Below are 18932 nucleotides of genomic sequence, written 5' to 3' on the forward strand. Positions count from 1 at the left end.
TGCCTTTAAACCGGTTTAAATCAGCCATAGCGCAAGCAAAAAGACCGAGGCGGCCCATGAGCCCCCGGTCTTTTTTTATTTTCAGATCCTGACAAAAAAGGCCGCGGGGCAAACCCGCGGCCTTTTTTGTTTACACCCATCACGGAAGGAGCATCTCACATGCGGCTGCGACAGTTTCCGGACAAAGACACGTTTGAACAATATTTCCGCCGCCACAACGTGGTGCCGGTCTGCCGGGAGATTTTAGCGGACATGGAAACCCCGGTATCGGTGATCAAAAAGCTGTATTCCAACCAGTCCCCGGCGTTTCTGCTCGAAAGCGTGGAAGGCGGGGAGCGCTGGGGCCGGTACAGTTTCCTGAGCACCTCTGCGCGCACCCGGGTCCGGGTGTATGCCCACAGCGTGGAAACCGAAAAAAACGGCCGGACCGAAAAAATCGCGCACAACGGCGATCCCCTCACGGTTCTGCGCGGGATCATGCAGCGCTACAACCCCGCCGTCATTCCGGAACTGCCCCGGTTCTGGGGCGGACTGGTGGGCTATTTTTCCTATGAAACCGTGTGCTTTTTCGAGGCCATTGAAAACCGGCTGCCGGAAAACCAGCCCATGGCCGACTTTGTGATCCCCGACGAGATGCTGATTTTCGACAACATCAAAAATACGCTCATGATGGTGGCCATTTGCTTTAAAAACGATAACACAGACGCACAAGCCGCCTACCAGGCTGCCGGGCAGCGCATTGACGCGCTTCAAAAAACCATCCTGGAAAAAACCGCCCGCAGCACGGCCGGCCAAAACCAAGCCGAACCTGTTGCCCTGGAGCCGGTCCATGACGCATCGGTTTACAAAAAAAACGTGGAAATTGCCAAATCCCGCATAAAAGACGGCGAAATCATCCAGGCGGTGATCTCCCAGCCCTTTTGCGCCAACCGGCCCTTTGATGATGCCACGGCCCTGTACCGGGCCCAGCGCTATATCAACCCGTCGCCTTACATGTTTTTCATGCACCTGGATGACACCGTGCTGGTGGGCTCATCTCCTGAGACCATGGTACGGCTGGAAAACAACATCGCCACTTTAAGGCCCATTGCCGGCACCCGGCCCAGGGGAAAAACCGAGCAGGAGGACCGGGCCCTGGCAGACGAGATGCTTCAGGACGAAAAGGAACGGGCCGAACACCTTATGCTGGTGGATCTGGGCAGAAACGACCTGGGCCGGGTGGCGGAAACCGGCACCGTGCAGGTCACGGACCTGATGGTGGTGGAGCGCTACTCCCATGTGATGCACCTGGTTTCCAACATCACCTGCGATCTCATGGGAGGCGTGGACGCATGGGATCTGCTGACCGCATCCTTTCCGGCCGGCACTTTGAGCGGCGCGCCAAAAGTGCGGGCCATGGAGATCATCTCAGAGCTGGAATCCGAACCCCGGGGGCCCTACGGCGGGGCCGTGGGCTATATCTCCTTTCACGGCAACATGGACCTGGCCATTACCATCCGAACGGCGACCATCAACCAAAACCGCCTGACCGTCCGGGCCGGGGCAGGCATCGTGGCTGACTCGGACCCGGAGGCCGAATACACCGAAACGGTCAACAAGGCAATGGCCATCGGCCGGGCCCTGGAACTGGTTCAACAACAACTGCAATAAGGGGCGGACATGATATTTGTCATCGACAACTATGACTCGTTTACATACAACCTGGTGCAGTATCTGCGGCAGCTTGGCGCGGAGGTGGAAGTGCGCAGAAATGATGCCTTTGACATTGCCTATCCGGACACAAACCCGGTTTCCGGCATCGTGGTGTCCCCGGGCCCGGGAAGCCCGGAAAAAGCCGGCTTATCGGTTGAAACCATTGCCCGGTATTCCGGCCAGATCCCCATACTCGGGGTATGCCTGGGACACCAGGCGGTGGCCCATGCATTTGGCGGAAAAATTGTTCACGCAAAATCGCTGATGCACGGCAAGGTCTCCACTGTGACCGCGGACGGAAAAACCATATTTTCGCGCATCAGCAAGCCGTTTGCCGCCATGCGCTATCATTCCCTGGCCGTGGATGAAAACAGCCTGCCCGAATGCATGGAAATCAGCGCACGCACCGAGGACGGCGAAATCATGGGCCTTCGCCACCGAACGCATCCCACAGAAGGCATCCAGTTTCACCCGGAATCCATCATGACACCCACAGGCAAACGGATCCTGCGAAATTTTCTCAAGATGTGCACCACCGGCCAGAACCCATCATAAACGGAGGACCGCCATGTTCCGAGACCTGCTTTACAAGATTTACCAGCGAAACAATCTGACCGAGGAGGAGATGTCGGCCATGCTCGGTGAAATCTTTTCCGGCAACACCACAGACGCGCAGGTGGGCGCATTCATGGGCGCGCTGGCAACCAAAGGCGAAACCTATGCCGAACTTGCCGGCGCAGCCCGGGCCATGCGCAAAAAGGCCATCCGCATTGAAACCATGGCCCGCGATGTCATCGATACCTGCGGCACGGGCGGAGACACCTCCGGAACCTTTAACATCTCCACGGTAACCGCGTTTGTGGCGGCAGGAGCGGGCGCTGTGGTGGCCAAGCACGGCAACCGCTCCATTTCCAGCCAGTGCGGCAGTGCAGACGTGCTCGAGGCCATGGGGGTAAATCTGGACGTTGACCCGGAAATCGTGGAGGAGGCCATTGCCGAAATCGGCATCGGTTTTCTGTTTGCCCCGAAATTCCACGGGGCCATGAAATACGCGGCCAACGCCAGAAAGCAGGTGGGTCTGCGCAGCATTTTCAACATGCTCGGCCCCCTGACCAACCCGGCGGCGGCCAACCGCCAGCTCGTGGGCGTTTTTGCCCCGGAGTTAACAGAAATGTTTGCAAAGGCCCTGCAGCGCCTGGGAACCAAACGGGCCCTTGTGGTCCACGGACACGACGGCCTGGATGAAATCTCGGTGTGCGCCCCCACCCGGGTGTGTGAATTAAACCAAGGGCAGATATCCACCTATGACATTTCACCCGAGACCTATTTCGGCCGCATGGCCGCACCAGAGGAAATCGCCGGGGGTGATCCCGGTCAGAACGCGGAGATTACCAAAAGCATTCTTTCCGGAGAAAAAAGCGCCCGGCGCGATATCGTGGTCATCAATGCGGCCGCCGCCCTTGTGGCCGCCGGGCGCGCCGAATCGGTTGAAAACGGCGTAACCCTGGCTGAAAAGGCCATTGACTCGGGCGCTGCCATGGATAAATTAAATGCACTGATTGAATTTACCACGGAGAACGCGTAAATGGCCGCAGACATTTTAGACCGGATCGTGGCGCACAAAAAAGACGAGGTGGCTGCCTGCCGCACGCAAACCCCCTTGTCGGTGCTAAAAGACCAGGCCCGGACAAAAACCGCCAACCGCAGATCCTTTTACGAGGCCCTGGCCCGGCCGGCAGACCAGGTGCGCATTATCGCGGAAATCAAGCGAGCCTCGCCGTCCAAAGGCGACATCAGTGCAGATCTGGACCCCGCAGGCTTGGCACAAGCCTATGAACGCGGCGGGGCAGCCGCCCTTTCCGTGTTAACCGACCGGGCTTTTTTCAAGGGAGGCCCGGCCGATCTCCTTGCCGCCAGAAACGCGTGTTCTCTGCCGGTATTGCGCAAGGATTTTGTGATATCCGACTATCAGATCTATGAGGCTGCGGCCTGGGATGCGGATGCGGTATTGCTGATCGTGCGCATATTGTCCAAACAGCAGCTCTCGGAATTTTCCGGCCTGTGCAACGAGCTCGGCATTGACGCCCTGGTGGAGGTGCACACAGAATCCGACCTGGCGGCCGCAATGGATGTTGGCGCTGCTGTGATCGGCATCAACAACCGGAACCTGGCCTCGTTTGACACAGACATTGAAACCGCCATGTCCTTGTCAGCAAAACTCGGCGCCGGACAGATCGCAGTGGCGGCCAGCGGCATTTCCTCCAGAAAAGACATTGAGCAAAACCTGAAAGCCGGCATTTCCCGGTTTTTGATCGGAGAAAGCCTGGTTACGGCCGATGATCCGGAAAAATTTTTAACCCGCCTGATTGGCGGATAAACCCGCAGGGACAAACAGATCATGTATACCGGCTATTTCCCGGAAATCAAACACGATCGCATCCAGGTGAAAATCTGCGGCATCACGGCCGTGGAAGACGCCCTTGCCTGCGCGGCCTGGGGCGCTGATGCCCTGGGCCTGGTGTTTTACCCCAAAAGCCCCAGGTTTGTCACCGCAGATCAGGCTGCACGGATCGCATCCGTGCTCCCGTCCCACGTGGCCCGGGTGGGGGTGTTTGTCAACGCGTCCTTTGACACGCTTACAAAAACCGCATCTGCCTGCGGGCTTACCGCAGTCCAGCTTCACGGAAAAGAATCACCAGCGCTGGTGCAAAGGCTGCGGGAAAATGATGTGCTTGCCGTTAAGTGCCTTTATGTCAACGGCGTGCCCGGCATTGACGCGGCAGGCGCCTACAACGCCCCGGCGTTTTTAGTGGAGTGCGCTGCCGGCAAACTTCCCGGGGGCAATGCAAAGACCTGGGACTGGTCCGCGGCCCGGGCGTTTGCCCAAAACCATCCCACCATCATTGCCGGCGGGCTGGACCTGCAAAACGTAACCGAAGCCATCAGCCGGGCCGCCCCGGACGCAGTGGATGTCAGCTCGGGCGTGGAATCGGCCCCGGGCAGAAAAGATACAAAAAAAGTGCGCGACTTTATCTATGCCGTGCGCCTTTGCAAACCGGAAAATCCCACAAGGAGAATATTCTGATGTCTCATACCGGCAGCAGCCAAAACGTGCAGGAAAACACCGATTTTACCCGATACCCGGATGAAAGGGGCCACTTTGGCATTTACGGGGGCCGCTACGTGGCCGAAACCCTGATGCCGGCCCTGCTGGAATTAAATGAAGCCTACCGCACACACGTCCGGAACCCGGGCTTTCAAAAAGAGCTTTACGGCATGCTAAAAGACTTTGCCGGCCGGCCCACCGCCCTGTATTTTGCCGAGCGGCTCACCCGGAAAACCGGCGGCGGGGCCATTTACTTAAAGCGCGAGGACCTTGTCCACACCGGGGCCCACAAGATCAACAACACTCTGGGCCAGGCGCTTTTGGCCCGGCACATGGGCAAAACCAAGGTCATTGCCGAGACCGGCGCCGGCCAGCACGGGGTGGCCACGGCCACTGCGGCCGCATTTTTCGGCATGGAATGCAAGATTTTCATGGGCACCGAAGACATCCGCCGCCAGGCTCCCAATGTCAACCGCATGGAACTTTTGGGCGCGGAAGTCGTGCCCGTTGAATCGGGCACCGGAACGCTAAAGGACGCCATGAACGAGGCCATGCGCTACTGGGTTTCTGCCGTGCGCGACACATTTTACGTGATCGGCTCTGTTGCCGGCCCCCACCCCTACCCGGCCATGGTGCGCGACTTTCAAAAAGTCATTGGCGAAGAAACCCGGGACCAGGCCGTAAATGAAATCGGCCGCCTGCCCGATCACCTGGTGGCCTGTGTGGGCGGCGGCTCCAATGCCATGGGCCTTTTTTACCCGTTTATCAATGATCCGGCCATTGCCATGACCGGCGCGGAAGCTGCGGGCACGGGCATTGAATCCGGAAAACACGCCGCTACCCTGGGCGCGGGCAGCCTGGGCGTGCTCCACGGCTCCAAGTCCTACCTGCTCCAGGACCAATACGGCCAGATCAGCGAAGCCCATTCCATTTCCGCGGGCCTGGATTACCCGGGCGTGGGCCCGGAACATTCCATGTTCAAGGACCTGGGCCGGGTCAATTACGTGAGCATAACCGATGATCAGGCCATGGCCGCCTTTTATGAGCTGTGCCGCACCGAGGGCATCATCCCGGCCCTGGAAAGCGCACATGCACTGGCCGCTGCAATTGACATTGCCGCAAACGCCCCGCCTGACCGGGTCATTGTGGTCAATCTCTCCGGGCGCGGGGACAAGGATTTGGGAATTGTGGCGGAATACGCATCAGGATCAGAAGACGGATGACTGAAGACAGAAGACAGAGAGAAGAAGACGGATATCAGGGATTTTCTGAAAGGATATAGGCAATGACACGGATTGAACAGAGTTTTGCGCGTTTGACAGACAAGGGGGAAAAGGCCCTGGTGGGCTTTGTGACCGCAGGGGATCCGGACATGGAGACCTCGCTTTCCATTGTTTCGGCCATGTGTGAAAACGGGATGGACATTCTGGAGCTGGGCGTGCCGTTTTCCGATCCCACGGCAGACGGCCCGGTGATCCAGCGATCATCGGCCCGGGCATTGAAAGCCGGCATGAACCTGGGCCGGGTCCTGGAGATGACCCGGCAGATCCGGCAGAGCTCGGATGTGCCCATTGTTTTGTTTTCCTATTACAACCCCATCATGGCCTACGGAATCGATGCGTTTTACAAAGACAGCGTTGCCGCGGGTGCAGACGGGGTGTTGGTGGTGGATCTGCCCCCGGAGGAATCCGACGAGCTCACCGGCGCCTGGGCCGGGGGAGACTTTTCCCTGATCCGCCTGGTGGCCCCCACCACCCCGGAAGACCGCATGCAGATGATTGCCGGCGGAGCATCGGGATTTCTCTACATGGTTTCCATGACCGGTGTGACCGGCTCGGGCGGGCTGGATTTCACGCAGATCGGAGAGTACGTGGACAAGCTCAAGAATTCGGCAGACGTCCCGGTTTGCGTGGGTTTTGGCATTTCCACGCCCGCGGACGTGGCCGCGGTCTCAGGCATTGCCGACGGGGTGGTCATCGGCAGCGCCTTTGAGCGCACAATCGAGGAAAACGAAGGCAGCGCGGATCTGCCGGCCATTATCGGCAAGCAGACCGCGGCTTACAAGGAAGCCACCCGGGGATAAGCGGCCCGGGCAGTGCTAAAGCCGCCAGAAATAAAATCCGTTTTGCCGGATTTCGGCCGGATCCAGCATGCCCTTGACATCAATTAAGCATCCACCGGGCACCAGGTGATTGAGAAAATCCTGCCCGGCCATTTCCCTGTATTCCCTGTGGGCCACGGCAATGATCACGGCATCCAGGTCATGCAGATCCGGCCATCCGCACATGGAAATCCCGTAAATGTTGCGGGCCGCGGCCGGGTCTGCCAGGGGGTCATGGATCAGGGGAGTGATGCCGTAGGCCTGGATCTCCCCGACAATGTCGATGACCCGGGTGTTTCGCAAATCCGCGCAGTCCTCCTTGAAAGTCAGGCCCAAAATGGCCACCCGCCCGCCGATGATGCTGCGGCCGGCTTTGCACATGAGCTTTACGGTTTTTTCCACAACGAATTTGCCCATCTGGTCGTTAATCCGGCGGCCCGCCAGGATCACTTCCGGATGATAACCCATGGTTTCGGCCTTGTAGGTCAGATAATAGGGATCCACGCCAATGCAGTGGCCGCCCACGAGACCGGGCTTAAAGGGCAGAAAATTCCACTTGGTGCCCGCGGCTTTGAGCACGTTCTGGGTATCAATGCCCAGGTTGTCAAAAATCACGGCCAGCTCGTTCATCAGCGCGATATTTAAATCCCGCTGGGTGTTTTCAATGACCTTGGCCGCCTCGGCCACCCGGATGGACTCGGCCCGGTGCACGCCCTCGGTGACAATGGTGCCGTAAAGCCCGGCCAGCAAATCCAGGGTCGGTTCATCGTCTCCGGCCACCACCTTGACAATGGTGGCCAGGGTGTGTTCCTTGTCGCCCGGGTTGATTCGTTCCGGGGAATAGCCCACGTGAAAACCGGTTTTCCAGGTCAGGCCGGATTCGGCTTCCAGGATGGGCACGCAGATCTCCTCGGTCAGGCCGGGATAGACCGTGGATTCGAAAACCACCACCGCGCCCTTTTTCATGTGCCGGCCAGCAGTGCGGGTGGCCGAGGTAATGGGCCCGAGATCCGGCTGCCGGGCAATATCAATGGGCGTGGGCGCGGCCACCACAATCACGTCCGCCTCTTTAAGCCGCTCCGGGCCGTCGGTGTATTCCAGCCGCTCGGCTGAGCGCAGCTCATCCCCGCTCAGCTCGCCGGTGGGATCCACGCACCTGCGGTAGCATTCCACGATTTCAGTCTTGATATCATAGCCAATGGTCCGGAAATGCCGGCCAAAAGCCACAGCCAGCGGCAGCCCCACATACCCGAGCCCGATAACCCCGATCACACTATCCTTCATATCCTGCATATCCAACTCCATTCCCCGTCTTCTGTCCTCGGTCCCCTGCCTTTTCCCTTTTCCCTTGGCCCTTGGTTTTTGGCCCTTGACCCTTGGCCCTTGACCCTCCGTCAGATAAACCCCTTATTGCTCAAAAACAGCAAAATCTCCTGAGCCGCCTCAGCCGGGGTCAAATCAGTTGTATCAATGCGCAGCTCCGGGCGGGAAGGCTCCTCATACGGATCATCCACACCGGTAAAACCGGAGATCAGCCCGGCCCGGGCCTTGGCGTACATGCCTTTGCGGTCGCGCTTTTCGCATTCGTCAATGGGCGTGCTTACATGCACCTCAATAAATCCGCCATAAGCCTCGATGGTGCCCCGGATTTCCCTGCGGGTGACCTCATAAGGGGCAATGGGCGCGCATATGGCCACGCCCCGGTTCTTGGTGATCTCGCTGGCCACAAACCCGATGCGCAAAACATTGATGTTGCGGTGCTCCTTGGAGAAATTGAGCTCACTGGACAGATTGCGCCGCACGATATCCCCGTCGAGCAGGGTCACGGGCCGGTCGCCGCGCTCCAGGAACTTGGAGTATAAGACCTTGGCAATGGTGGATTTGCCCGCCCCGGAAAGACCGGTTAAAAACACCGTAAAACCCTGGCGCTCCGGCGGCGGATAGGCCCGCTGCAATTCCTTTACCACTTCGGGAAACGTGGCCCACTCCGGAATCTTTCTGCCCTCCCGAACCCGCTGGCGGATATCGGAGCCGGACAGGGAAATGGTGTCCGTGCCCGGCGCCACCTGGTCCTTGCTCCGGTACTCATCTTCAAATGGCAGATAGACCATTTCCTCAAACGGCACGATCTCCACACCGATTTCCGCGCTGTGCCCGGCCGCCACCTGGCGGGAGCGCTCAGCAGGGTAAAACAGGCCCCCGCTTCGGTTCCGGCCCGGGCTGGCATGGTCGTGGCCCACGATAAAATGGGTGCATCCGTAGTTTTTGGCAATAATGGCATCCAGCAGCGCATCCCGAGGCCCGGACAAGCGCATGGCAAGCGGCAGCAGGGTCATGACCTGAGAGTCGGACGGGTAATGCTCGGCCACGTGCCGGCAGCAGCGCACCCGGATGAAATGGTCAAAATCCCCGGGCCGGGTCATGCCCACCACGGGCATGATCAGCAGATTGGCCCGGGCCTGGCGCATGGCCTTAATCGTCATCTCAAACTGGGGCCGGTGGATGGGATTTCGGGTCTGAAAGCCCACCACCCGCTGCCAGCCCAGTTTTTCATAAGCCCGCCGCACTTCTGCCGGATAGAGGCGCATCTGCTTGAAGTCAAAATGAATGGGCAGGCTGATGACCTCGATGCCCCCGCCGATGTAGTAATCCCCGGACCGGTTAAACAGGTAATCCACACCTGGATGGCTGGTGTCTGTGGTGCCGTAGACCATTTCGGCTTCTTTTTGCCGGTCTGCGGGCCAGAGGTCTTCAATGTGCATCACTCCGAGCAAAAACCCTTCCGGATCGCGCAGGGCCACGGACTGGCCGGCTTCCAGGTTTTGGGCCTGGCCGGCGGAAACATCCAGGCAGATGGGCACAGGCCATAGCACCCCGGACTGCAGGCGCATCCGGTCGAGCACCGCCTCGTAGTCCGCACGCACCATAAAGCCTTCCAAAGGAGAAAACCCGCCTGTTGCCAGCACTTCCAGATCACACATGTTTCGCTCGGACAAATTCACGTCCGGCAGGTTCATGGTGATATCCTTTAGCAGCCCGGCCCGGTCCTCATCGACCATGAGATTGACCAGGCCGCCGCCGTGGGCTTCTGCCTGCATATCTGCCATGTTGATCCGCCCTGTTATCCGTCTTTGGCCGTGCGATACACAATAAACCACGGATTGGTAAGGTTTTCCTTGTTATAGGCCAGGGGTTTGCCGCTTTCAAACTCCAGCACCGATCCCCCGGCCTGCTCCACCACTGCCTGGCCCGCGGCCGTGTCCCACTCCATGGTGGGCCCGGTGCGCGGATACAGATCCGCCCGGCCCTCTGCCACCAGGCAAAACTTCAGGGAACTGCCCGCGGAAATAAACTCCAGGTCCCCGTGCTCCCGCCTTTTTTCCGCCACAAACGCGGAGAGCGCATCACTGGCGTGGGACCGGCTGCCCATCACAGTATAAGGCCGCGCCGGCAGATCCGCCAGCGGAAGGCGGCGGGAAACAGAGATCAGCCCATCGGCCGCAGATGTTTTTTCAAGGCCCCGAAGATCGCTGCCGTCTGCCAGAAACGCGCCCCTGCCCTGTGCGGCAAAATAAACCCGGTCCTTTACCGGCACAAACACCACCCCCAGCATTGGCACGCCATTTTGCACCAATGCGATATTAATGGTGAATTCACCGTTTTTTTTCACAAACTCCTTTGTGCCGTCCAGGGGATCAACGATCCACAACTGCGGCCAGTTTTTTCTTTCCGCATAGGCAATATCTCTGCCCTCTTCGCTTAAAACCGGAATCTGCAAGGGTTTGAGCCGGGCGGCGATAATCTCATGGGCCCGGCGGTCGGCCAGGGTCAACGGGGAGTGATCGGATTTTTCCTCTACTTCAAAATCTTCTTCATAGACTTCCAGGGCCGCAGCCCCCGCCTCCATGGCGGCAAAAACGGCTTTATCCAGATAATCTGCAGGCGTCATGGGTGTTTTCCATTTGGGTGAAAAGGCACAATGCTTCAAAATCCATCCACATATCCCCTCTGACCTAAACCAAAGCGCAAAACGAGTCAATTGGAAAATCTCCCAAAGCCCCGCATGGCCGCTGTCATCATCCGCCTTGCCGGATCAGTCCCACGTATAAACCCACAATGGTGACCCGGTTTTTTCTCTGCCCGTAAAACCGCATGGGCTTATAGGCCGGGTTGGCCGAATGCAGCTCCAGGGTATTTCGCTTTTTTCGCACTATTTTCAACGCAGCCTCGGGCAAAATCCCGTCCACCAGCACGGCCGCAATCCGGCCGTCATCCACATCCGCCCGCGGCCGGATCACCGCCAGATCCCCGTCCAGAATATGGGCCCCGATCATGGAATCGCCAACCACCCGCAAAGCAAAACAATCCTCGCTTCCGTAAATCATCGGGTCAACACCAATGCGCTCATCCGGCCGGTCCCATACATCCAGGGGCTTTCCCGCGGCAATGGTGCCGGCCACCGGCATGCCCTGCCCGCTTTCCGGCACCACCGGCACCCATGATCGCTTTTTGCCCGCCGCAGAGTGGATCACGCCCTTTTCTTCCAGCACGCCAAGAATCCGGTGCACCCCGGCCGGGCCGGCCAATCCCAGTTTTTCGCAAATCTCCCGAACACTCGGCGAATACCCATACTTTTTGTGATAATCGCAGATCGCCCGGTAAACGCTTTCCTGCCGCGGCGTCAGCGCCATAGCATATCCCCCGGACTTTTGACCCCTTTGCCGCCCCGGTTTAAAACATGGGTGTAAATCATGGTGGTGGACACATCCTTGTGGCCCAGCAACTCCTGCACCGTGCGGATATCATAACCCGCCTCCAGCAGATGCGTGGCAAAGCTGTGGCGCAGAGCATGGCAATTGCCGGTTTTCGGTATGCCAGCGTTGCGTATCGCCTGCTTAATGCCTCTCTGTATAACGGATTCCGCTATGTGATGCCGCCTTTCCACCTTGGTTCTTGGATCGATTGCTCTCTTTGTTGCCGGAAACACATATTGCCAGGCCCAGCTGCGATCCGCGTTTTTATATTTTCTTTCAAGCGCAAACGGAAGGTAAACCGAACCAAAACCGGCCTTCAGATCCCTGTCATGAACAGACTTCACCTTTTCCAGGTGAAGCTTTAACGGTTCCTTCAAAACTTCCGGCAACATGGTAACCCGATCCTTTGCACCCTTACCGTCTCTTACAAGAACCTGCCCGTATCCGAAATCAATGTCTTTTACCCGCAATCGTACACATTCCATGACCCTAAGCCCGGCGCCGTACATACACTGAGCCATTATCCACTTATATCCTTCCAGTTGAGTTATAATCTGCCGGATTTCATCCTTGGTAAATACAACCGGCAGCTTACGGGACTTCTTGGCTCTCTGCACATCCTTTAATTCTCCGAATTCAATTCCAAGGACATTTCGATACAAAAACAAAAGAGCGTTAAATGCCTGGTTCTGAGTAGAAGCCGCCACGTTTCTGTTAACGGCCAGATGTGTAAGAAAAGCGCTGATCTCTTTTTCGCCCATATCCTTAGGGTGCTTTTTGCCATGAAACAATATAAACTTTCGTACCCAATTCACATAAGTTTCTTCCGTCCTTATACTGTAATGTTTGGAACGGATAAGGTTTCTGACCTGATCCAAAAGCTTTGGCTGCTGCATGCCCCCTCCTCTACCCTTTAATGAAAAGACGCTTGAACCTGATAATGAACATTTGTTCATGTTGACTTATTCTTAAAATATCCGGATTTTTATTGCAAGAAAAAGTTTTGAATATCACTGTAGATAGTGGTATTATGCTCAAAAAATGAACCATATTCCAATATACATGCCGAAGAGGCCTGTTATTTTACGCCTTCTCGGGCATCTAATCATCGTTGTGTGAACACGGAGTGAGAACCTATGGAACCACAAGTTCATTTAGTAACTGCACAGGATTTCGATACTTTTCAGAAGATGCTTGATGGGGGTGAAGTGTTTTGTGGTCCGATTGTACCTACAAACAACAATAATCGATCTCCACGTTGGAAAAGCACTGTTGATATGGTTGCTGACCTTTGCAGAGTTAAAGAAGGAGATATTATTTTTGTACAAGTGATTAATGATAATATCTATGGTGCTTTCAGAGCAACAACATGTTTTATGGAAAGTCCCGATATCCCAGATTGTTATCGCTCTTCCACTCTCTCATACTATCCTGAAGGCGGTTGGTACCATACGGAAGGCGTAGATTTTCCTGACGGCGATTATTATTGGAGTTGCGCAGTAGAAAATTATCCAGAGCTTTACTTTGAAAAGGGGATTAGCCATAGAGATGTATTCGATTTGAAATTTAGAGGAGATCTTTGGACAATTCCAGAACGCTTTAAATATAATGACAAGGCAAAGACAGTTAAGCCATTAGACATTGCTGAATTGCCACCAATAATTAAGCTTTTTCAGAGAGACAATAGAGGAAAGACCTCAGATAGAATAATTGATCCGTGTGATCTTGGGGATTGGGATATTGTATCTCCGTCTTTCTCAACTTATGATGATATGCTCGAAAATGAAAAGCAATTGGAGGGTGCGATTATAAAAATGCTGCGCCATGGTAACCCCGAAGCACAGCAAATATTTGGGGAATTAAGCTTCGTAGCCAATGCAATACCAAGCTTTTATTTGGATTTTATGGATATTTATGGTTATCAAAGAACGAATGAAAATATATTTCGCCATGTAGTGATTGAATTAAAAAAAGATAGTTATGAAGGCCAAATAGGTACTCCTGGTTGTCCTGTTAATCAAGTCTTAAAATACAGAGATTGGATTGTTCAAAATCGTGCTAAAGGCGATGTGCGAGCAGTTGATTCATTTGTTGTAGCGAAATCTTTCGATCAAGAATTTATTGATTCCACTGAAATGCTGAATAGTGCTTTTGGGTACAAGGTTGTTAGGCTCGTCGATTATGAAGTACAAGATAATACCTTAACTCTTGAGGAAGTTACCGGCTAATATGATAGGAATCGTCACACAACCATGCCATTCACTCGGACAGGAATTCCGCTGCGCTACATTCCTGCCGGTGATGGCTTCGTTGGGCAACTGAAGGCCGTCACAGGGTATGGAAAGATAACTCATAGCTGAAGCTGTATGGCGTGATCAAGGAACAACGTGATGGACAACATCAACACATGGTTCGGAAATCGCCCAAAGTGGCTCCAAGAAGCGGCCAACCGCCTCTTCACGAAAGGCCGTCTATCGGAGGAGGACGTTGATACGCTTCTCGACAAGTGTTTGCAGGAGGTTGATGGGGGAAACCCAGCGCCGTCGATGACCCTCCCTGCTGATGCTTTCCATGCGCAGACTGCGTCTGCACTACACCTATGCGGGATTGGCAACGTGGAGGGGATCAATGCGCTTGCACCCCGTATCGCGCTTGACTTTGGATCGGACAATATGGCCATCGTGTACGGCGGCAACGGCTCAGGCAAGTCCGGCTACGTCCGCATCCTGAAGCATGTTTGTGGTGCACGCAACCCTGGCGCGCTGCATCCGAACGTTTTTGTGGAAGGTGGGGCTGCGCAGTCGGCAGATATTAAGTACAGCATCGATAACCAGGAGCGACAGGCATCCTGGAGTACCAGCGACGACGTTATTGAAGACCTTCGCCCCGTGGACGTCTTCGACACCGAGTGCGGCCGGACGTATCTGGAGAGCGAAAGCGAGGTCACCTATGAACCGTCCGCGCTGCTCTTCTTTTCCGACCTGATAGCCGTCTGCGAGCAAATCGCGGGACGCATTGACAGCAAGCTGGGAAGGCACTCGTCAAAGAAACCTCAGATGCCTTCGGAGTTCGGCGATACGGCGGCGGGCAAATGGTACTCGTGCCTGAGCGCGACGACTCCAGATGCAGATGTTGCCACGCACACGAAATGGGACGCGGAGAACGATAGGTCCGTTGCCGAACTGGAAAGACGTCTGGCAGAGAAAGCACCCTCCGACCGAGCCAAAGAGTTGCTTGCGAAAAAGAAGCATGTGGAGGACATGGTCCGTGGAATTGAAGACCATCTTTCGAAGCTTTCTGATGAGAACTGCCGTCGCATCCTGAAGCTTAAAAAGGACAAGCTCATCAAGCGTGAGGCCGCGCAAGCCGCCGCCACCAAGGTATTTTCCGGAGCTCCCCTGGAGGGTGTCGGAACGGATGCTTGGAAGCTCCTGTGGGAGCACGCGCGCCAATACTCCGAGGGCCACGCCTATCCTGGCCAGACATTTCCGCATCTTGCTTCCGATGCCAAATGCGTGCTCTGCCATCAACACTTGTCAGATGGTGCACGGCAACGCCTCGCATCCTTTGAGGAGTTCGTCAAAGGGCAGGCTGAGAATGACGCGAAGGAGGCGGAGAAGGCCCTCGAAGATGCGATGACCGCTATCGAGGACATCCCGACCAACCAAGCAATCAAGACGCAATGCGACGCAGCAGGATTGACCTACGAAGGGGATATGCCCCCCATGGTCGCTTCCGTGGAGGCCCTCCGGCAACGCAAGGCCAAGCTGCTTGAGGTCGAATCGGAAGATGCCCTGCCTGATGCTCCGGATTGCACCCCCTGGCTCCAGGAAGCAAAGAGGAAGGCGAACGAATACGCCGAGGCTGCGAAGAAATGCCAGGAAGACGCGGCGTCCGATACGCGGCCGCAACTTCAGAGCCAGCTGCGCGAACTCAAAGCGAGGAAGTGGCTTTCCGACCAGCGCGATGCCGTCAAGTCGGAGATCGAAAGGCTTCAGGCCGTTGACCGCTTGGAGAAGGCAAAGCGGCTGACGGATACGCGCGGGCTTTCGCGCAAGAAGGGCGAGCTTGCGGAGGCATTGATCACGGAGGCTTTCGTGCAACGCTTCCGCGATGAACTGACAGCTCTTGGAGCTTCAAGGATCAAGGTCGAACTGGTGAAGAAGCGAGTGGATCGAGGCCACGTTCTTCACGAACTGCGTCTGGCGAACGCCAGATCCTGCGCACCAACCGACGTGCTGAGCGAGGGCGAGCATCGCATTGTATCCCTTGCTGCCTTCCTGGCCGATGTGACCGGAAAGCAGCAGCCCGCACCATTCGTCTTCGACGACCCCATCTCTTCGTTGGACCAGAACTTTGAGGAGGCCGTCGTACAACGGCTGGTATGTCTGGCTGCGGATCGGCAAGTGATCGTGTTCACCCATCGGGTTTCTCTGCTGGTCCTCTTGCAGGAGTACGGCAAGCGCGAGGGACGCGAACCCAAGGTGACCTGTGTCCGATGCGAGCCCTGGGGCACAGGTGAGCCGGGCGACACACCGCTGTTTGCGAAGAAACCGGACAAGGCTCTCAATGCCCTTCTGAACGAGCATCTGGCCAAAGCACGGAGGGCGTATGCCGAGGAGGGACAGGCGACCTATGCGCCGCTTGCAAAGGCCATCTGCAGCGATTTCCGCATCCTGCTTGAGCGGATGATAGAGTGCGAACTGCTGGCGGATGTCGTTCAGCGGTTCCGGCGAGCCGTCAACACGCAAGGCAAGCTGGATAAGCTGGCCCGCATCAGGGCGGAGGACTGCAAGATCTTCGATGACCTGATGACGAAGTATTCCCGCTACGAACACTCGCAGCCGAATGAAGCCCCAGTTGCTCCTCCCGCGCCCGACGAACTGAAGGCGGACATGGAAGCATTAAGGGACTGGCGAGCCGGCTTTGTTATGAGGTCTTCTTGACGACCGTGATAGACATTGCCCAACCAGTCAGCCCAGGTGACAGCCAGGGCCGGCGGCCTTTTGACAAACCGAGGGGAATTGAACATTAACCATCTTTAACCAAGCCAGTGGAAGCCCTGGCTGCTCCTGGCTTTCTACGTTCGGTATTCTGGAGACATAGTGTTATGACTCAAAACAAACGAAATTCTTTCGAATTTTTTAATCTACCTGAGAAATTTAGCGTGGCTGTCTTAACACTCAGTTTTATTTTGCTCATAGGCCCTTATCTTGAGGGTTTAGATTTTGGTGTATTCAAAATACCAACTTTTGCTGCAGACACCAAAAAAGTCCTTCAATATTTAGGACCTCCTCTTTTTATTTTCGTTATCCTTTTATTTGTTCGCTTCTGGAAATCACCTGATACAAGCGATACAAAAGAAATAAAAGAGGTTGAAAGTAATTCAAAATTCAGACTTCAATCCATTTCAGATATTGTTAAAAATGAGGCAAGAAAAAATGGCATAAATATTGACGGAATACATATTGGCGATAGGCTAACGATAAGTGATTTGGAACGAATTTGCACAAAAACCTATTACCCGAATCAACCATCAAATGGCACATGCACCCTTTTGGAAAACGCAAGGGGAATGGCCTTCACAAAAAAATATGCTGAACCAAAAGAAGATGAAAAATTGGTAAATATCTCACAGATTAAATTGGAAGGATTAAAACAATGGGAGGCATATTTCTGGGATCTTCTTAAGGATTTGGGAATTAATGATCTATCTCATATTGATATTCTTAATGTTGGAATTGGAAATGGATATGCAGATTACGAACTTTTTAAAAATGTACCAAGATTTAAAGCAGTAGACATATCGCCGGAAGCGCTTAATTATGCGGCAAATAAGTTATCAAATATGCAATATTATGTCTGTTCCGCAGAAAATTTATTCCAAGTCCCAAATGGCTCAATTGATCTGTATTTGTCATTTAGAACTTTTCAATCAACTCTATTCGACAGGCGCGCGGCGGTTCATGAAGCTTATAGAGTCTTACGCAAGGGTGGCATTGCTATAATCTCAGTTCCGGTACTATATCTTAAAAAGAATGGTGAAGTGTTACAAGGGCTTATTCCTCCAGGCTCATATGAACCCAATTTAGATTATGCAACAGCTATTGCCGATCGTATAAAGGATTATATGGATATAATGAATTTCAAGGAAGTAGATATTGACAGTAGGTCCCCTTTTGAAATTTATATATGCGGCAAACGTTAACCCGATTTCGGTAGGGCGTTAAATATGCTTGAAACCGAACCAGTCACTGGTGCGGACGCAAAAAGCGCGCCGCACAGTTCATCGTTCGCAAGGGAATATCATGAACATAAAATCAATCGAAACACATGAAGCTGATGACTTGTCGACGAGGGAAGAGTCTCATTTTTTTGACAGGAAATCATTTCTCATAAAAGGTGCGAAGGTGCAAAAAATAGCTGTAGCCTACGCAAATGGTGATGGCGGTGAATTCATTATTGGCATCGCGGATGAAAAAGAAGAACCAAATCCAGCCAAACGATGGCAAGGTGCGTCCAAGATTGAAGACTTGAATAGTCACTTACAAGTTATTTTTGAAGTCACACCATCGCTGGATTTGAAATACGAGATTTTAAAATGTGATGAAAAACCAGGGTACGCTTTGCGTGTATTGGTTGAAAAAAGCTCCGAAGTTCATAAGACGGCAGATGGTACGGTCTACCAAAGGCATGGCGCGCAATCTCTCCCAATCAAAGATCCTGAAAAAATCACCCAACTTTCCTTTGCTAAAGGGGCAACTTCATTTGAAGATCAGATTATTAAAGAAATCCCAGCCGAACAAATTTCTGAATCAAAAGAACTTTTATCATTCCTTGATGACTACTCTCCAAAAACAGATCCGCTAGAATTTTGTATCAATCAAAATCTACTTGATTATAAATCATGGGAAACAAAAGTAGCTGCTGCATTGCTATTTCACCCTTGTCCTAGCGTAGTGGTTCCTAGAAAATGTGCAGTTAAGATTACACGTTATGAAACCAAAGAAGATGATCCAGAGAGAGATCACCTTGCAGAACAAATTACAATTGAGGGAGCTTTATATCCTTTAATAAAAGAAACTGTCCACAATATAGAAAGACTGATGTCTTCTGTTAAGGTGTGGACTCCTGAAGGCTTGAAACATCTTAGTTATCCACCCGAGGCGATCTGGGAGGTAATAGAAGCCATCTCAAAAAAACCGAAACAAAATTAAAGCGCATGCAAGTTGAACCATAGCAAGGAAATTCTCTGCATGGTATTCGTAGCGGACAACTA

At 54.2% G+C, this 18932-nt stretch carries 16 protein-coding genes; 11 read left to right on the forward strand and 5 right to left on the reverse strand.

All coding sequences use genetic code 11. From position 1 onward, the window contains the following. The first annotated feature begins 159 nt into the window (after nucleotides 1–159). The 7 genes from HNR65_RS05940 (at nucleotide 160) to trpA (ending at nucleotide 6881) form a co-directional block, all read left to right on the forward strand. Complete coding sequence (locus tag HNR65_RS05940; protein WP_181550536.1) at nucleotides 160–1650, forward strand: anthranilate synthase component I family protein; 1491 nt, start codon at nucleotides 160–162, stop codon at nucleotides 1648–1650. A gap of 9 nt (nucleotides 1651–1659) precedes the next feature. Then, the gene (locus tag HNR65_RS05945; RefSeq protein WP_181550537.1) at nucleotides 1660–2247 is read left to right on the forward strand and encodes an anthranilate synthase component II; all 588 of its coding nucleotides are present in this window, start codon (nucleotides 1660–1662) and stop codon (nucleotides 2245–2247) included. A gap of 13 nt (nucleotides 2248–2260) precedes the next feature. Beyond that, the gene (trpD, locus tag HNR65_RS05950) at nucleotides 2261–3277 is read left to right on the forward strand and encodes an anthranilate phosphoribosyltransferase (RefSeq protein ID WP_181550538.1); all 1017 of its coding nucleotides are present in this window, start codon (nucleotides 2261–2263) and stop codon (nucleotides 3275–3277) included. Next, a complete protein-coding gene (gene trpC / locus HNR65_RS05955; protein ID WP_181550539.1) occupies nucleotides 3278–4069 on the forward strand; it encodes an indole-3-glycerol phosphate synthase TrpC in 792 nt (263 codons plus the stop codon). Nucleotides 4070–4090: 21 nt separating this feature from the next. Beyond that, a complete protein-coding gene (locus HNR65_RS05960) occupies nucleotides 4091–4777 on the forward strand; it encodes a phosphoribosylanthranilate isomerase (protein WP_181550540.1) in 687 nt (228 codons plus the stop codon). Beyond that, nucleotides 4777–6021, forward strand: coding sequence for a tryptophan synthase subunit beta (trpB, locus tag HNR65_RS05965; RefSeq protein ID WP_220128297.1), 1245 nt, complete (start codon nucleotides 4777–4779; stop codon nucleotides 6019–6021). The genes HNR65_RS05960 and trpB overlap by 1 nt, the downstream gene beginning before the upstream one ends. Before the next feature lie 62 nt (nucleotides 6022–6083). Beyond that, on the forward strand, nucleotides 6084–6881 hold the full coding sequence (gene trpA, locus HNR65_RS05970; RefSeq protein WP_181550541.1) for a tryptophan synthase subunit alpha: 798 nt from the start codon (nucleotides 6084–6086) through the stop codon (nucleotides 6879–6881). 15 nt (nucleotides 6882–6896) lie between these two features. Here the strand turns inward: trpA and HNR65_RS05975 are convergent, their stop codons facing one another. The 5 genes from HNR65_RS05975 to HNR65_RS05995 all read right to left on the reverse strand — a co-directional run bounded on the left by HNR65_RS05975 (nucleotide 6897) and on the right by HNR65_RS05995 (nucleotide 12609). Further along, a complete protein-coding gene (locus tag HNR65_RS05975) occupies nucleotides 6897–8192 on the reverse strand; it encodes a nucleotide sugar dehydrogenase (RefSeq protein ID WP_332309013.1) in 1296 nt (431 codons plus the stop codon). Nucleotides 8193–8293: 101 nt separating this feature from the next. Further along, nucleotides 8294–10006 (reverse strand): bifunctional sulfate adenylyltransferase/adenylylsulfate kinase, encoded by a 1713-nt coding sequence (locus tag HNR65_RS05980; RefSeq protein WP_181550542.1) that lies wholly within the window; start codon nucleotides 10004–10006, stop codon nucleotides 8294–8296. Between the two features lie 14 nt (nucleotides 10007–10020). Then, nucleotides 10021–10848 (reverse strand): 3'(2'),5'-bisphosphate nucleotidase CysQ, encoded by an 828-nt coding sequence (cysQ, locus tag HNR65_RS05985; protein WP_181550543.1) that lies wholly within the window; start codon nucleotides 10846–10848, stop codon nucleotides 10021–10023. A 127-nt stretch (nucleotides 10849–10975) separates the two neighbouring features. Next, nucleotides 10976–11590, reverse strand: a complete 615-nt coding sequence (gene lexA / locus HNR65_RS05990; protein ID WP_181550544.1) for a transcriptional repressor LexA — start codon at nucleotides 11588–11590, stop codon at nucleotides 10976–10978. Next, nucleotides 11581–12609: an integron integrase gene (locus tag HNR65_RS05995; protein WP_435051286.1), complete on the reverse strand. Its 1029-nt coding sequence runs from the start codon at nucleotides 12607–12609 to the stop codon at nucleotides 11581–11583. Before HNR65_RS05995 ends, lexA begins: the two co-directional genes overlap by 10 nt. A 180-nt stretch (nucleotides 12610–12789) precedes the next feature. On the opposite strand from HNR65_RS05995, the gene HNR65_RS06000 reads away from it, so the two are divergent. The 4 genes from HNR65_RS06000 (at nucleotide 12790) to HNR65_RS06015 (ending at nucleotide 18870) form a co-directional block, all read left to right on the forward strand. Next, nucleotides 12790–13881: a PDDEXK family nuclease gene (locus HNR65_RS06000; RefSeq protein WP_181550545.1), complete on the forward strand. Its 1092-nt coding sequence runs from the start codon at nucleotides 12790–12792 to the stop codon at nucleotides 13879–13881. A 162-nt stretch (nucleotides 13882–14043) separates the two neighbouring features. Beyond that, nucleotides 14044–16599 (forward strand): AAA family ATPase, encoded by a 2556-nt coding sequence (locus HNR65_RS06005; RefSeq protein ID WP_181550546.1) that lies wholly within the window; start codon nucleotides 14044–14046, stop codon nucleotides 16597–16599. 164 nt (nucleotides 16600–16763) lie between these two features. Beyond that, nucleotides 16764–17861 (forward strand): class I SAM-dependent methyltransferase, encoded by a 1098-nt coding sequence (locus HNR65_RS06010; RefSeq protein ID WP_181550547.1) that lies wholly within the window; start codon nucleotides 16764–16766, stop codon nucleotides 17859–17861. Nucleotides 17862–17889: 28 nt separating this feature from the next. Next, a complete protein-coding gene (locus tag HNR65_RS06015) occupies nucleotides 17890–18870 on the forward strand; it encodes an ATP-binding protein (RefSeq protein WP_181550548.1) in 981 nt (326 codons plus the stop codon). Nucleotides 18871–18932: the final 62 nt, after the last annotated feature.

This window comes from Desulfosalsimonas propionicica, assembly GCF_013761005.1.
Taxonomy (GTDB): domain Bacteria; phylum Desulfobacterota; class Desulfobacteria; order Desulfobacterales; family Desulfosalsimonadaceae; genus Desulfosalsimonas; species Desulfosalsimonas propionicica.

Bases quoted from the DNA above. Each gene is read 5' to 3' on its own strand.
- HNR65_RS05940 (WP_181550536.1), top strand. From the start codon at position 160: ATGCGGCTGCGACAGTTTCCGGACAAAGACACGTTTGAACAATATTTC.
- HNR65_RS05945 (WP_181550537.1), top strand. From the start codon at position 1,660: ATGATATTTGTCATCGACAACTATGACTCGTTTACATACAACCTGGTG.
- trpD (WP_181550538.1), top strand. From the start codon at position 2,261: ATGTTCCGAGACCTGCTTTACAAGATTTACCAGCGAAACAATCTGACC.
- trpC (WP_181550539.1), top strand. From the start codon at position 3,278: ATGGCCGCAGACATTTTAGACCGGATCGTGGCGCACAAAAAAGACGAG.
- HNR65_RS05960 (WP_181550540.1), top strand. From the start codon at position 4,091: ATGTATACCGGCTATTTCCCGGAAATCAAACACGATCGCATCCAGGTG.
- trpB (WP_220128297.1), top strand. From the start codon at position 4,777: ATGTCTCATACCGGCAGCAGCCAAAACGTGCAGGAAAACACCGATTTT.
- trpA (WP_181550541.1), top strand. From the start codon at position 6,084: ATGACACGGATTGAACAGAGTTTTGCGCGTTTGACAGACAAGGGGGAA.
- HNR65_RS05975 (WP_332309013.1), bottom strand. From the start codon at position 8,192: ATGCAGGATATGAAGGATAGTGTGATCGGGGTTATCGGGCTCGGGTAT.
- HNR65_RS05980 (WP_181550542.1), bottom strand. From the start codon at position 10,006: ATGGCAGATATGCAGGCAGAAGCCCACGGCGGCGGCCTGGTCAATCTC.
- cysQ (WP_181550543.1), bottom strand. From the start codon at position 10,848: ATGACGCCTGCAGATTATCTGGATAAAGCCGTTTTTGCCGCCATGGAG.
- lexA (WP_181550544.1), bottom strand. From the start codon at position 11,590: ATGGCGCTGACGCCGCGGCAGGAAAGCGTTTACCGGGCGATCTGCGAT.
- HNR65_RS05995 (WP_435051286.1), bottom strand. From the start codon at position 12,609: ATGAACAAATGTTCATTATCAGGTTCAAGCGTCTTTTCATTAAAGGGT.
- HNR65_RS06000 (WP_181550545.1), top strand. From the start codon at position 12,790: ATGGAACCACAAGTTCATTTAGTAACTGCACAGGATTTCGATACTTTT.
- HNR65_RS06005 (WP_181550546.1), top strand. From the start codon at position 14,044: ATGGACAACATCAACACATGGTTCGGAAATCGCCCAAAGTGGCTCCAA.
- HNR65_RS06010 (WP_181550547.1), top strand. From the start codon at position 16,764: ATGACTCAAAACAAACGAAATTCTTTCGAATTTTTTAATCTACCTGAG.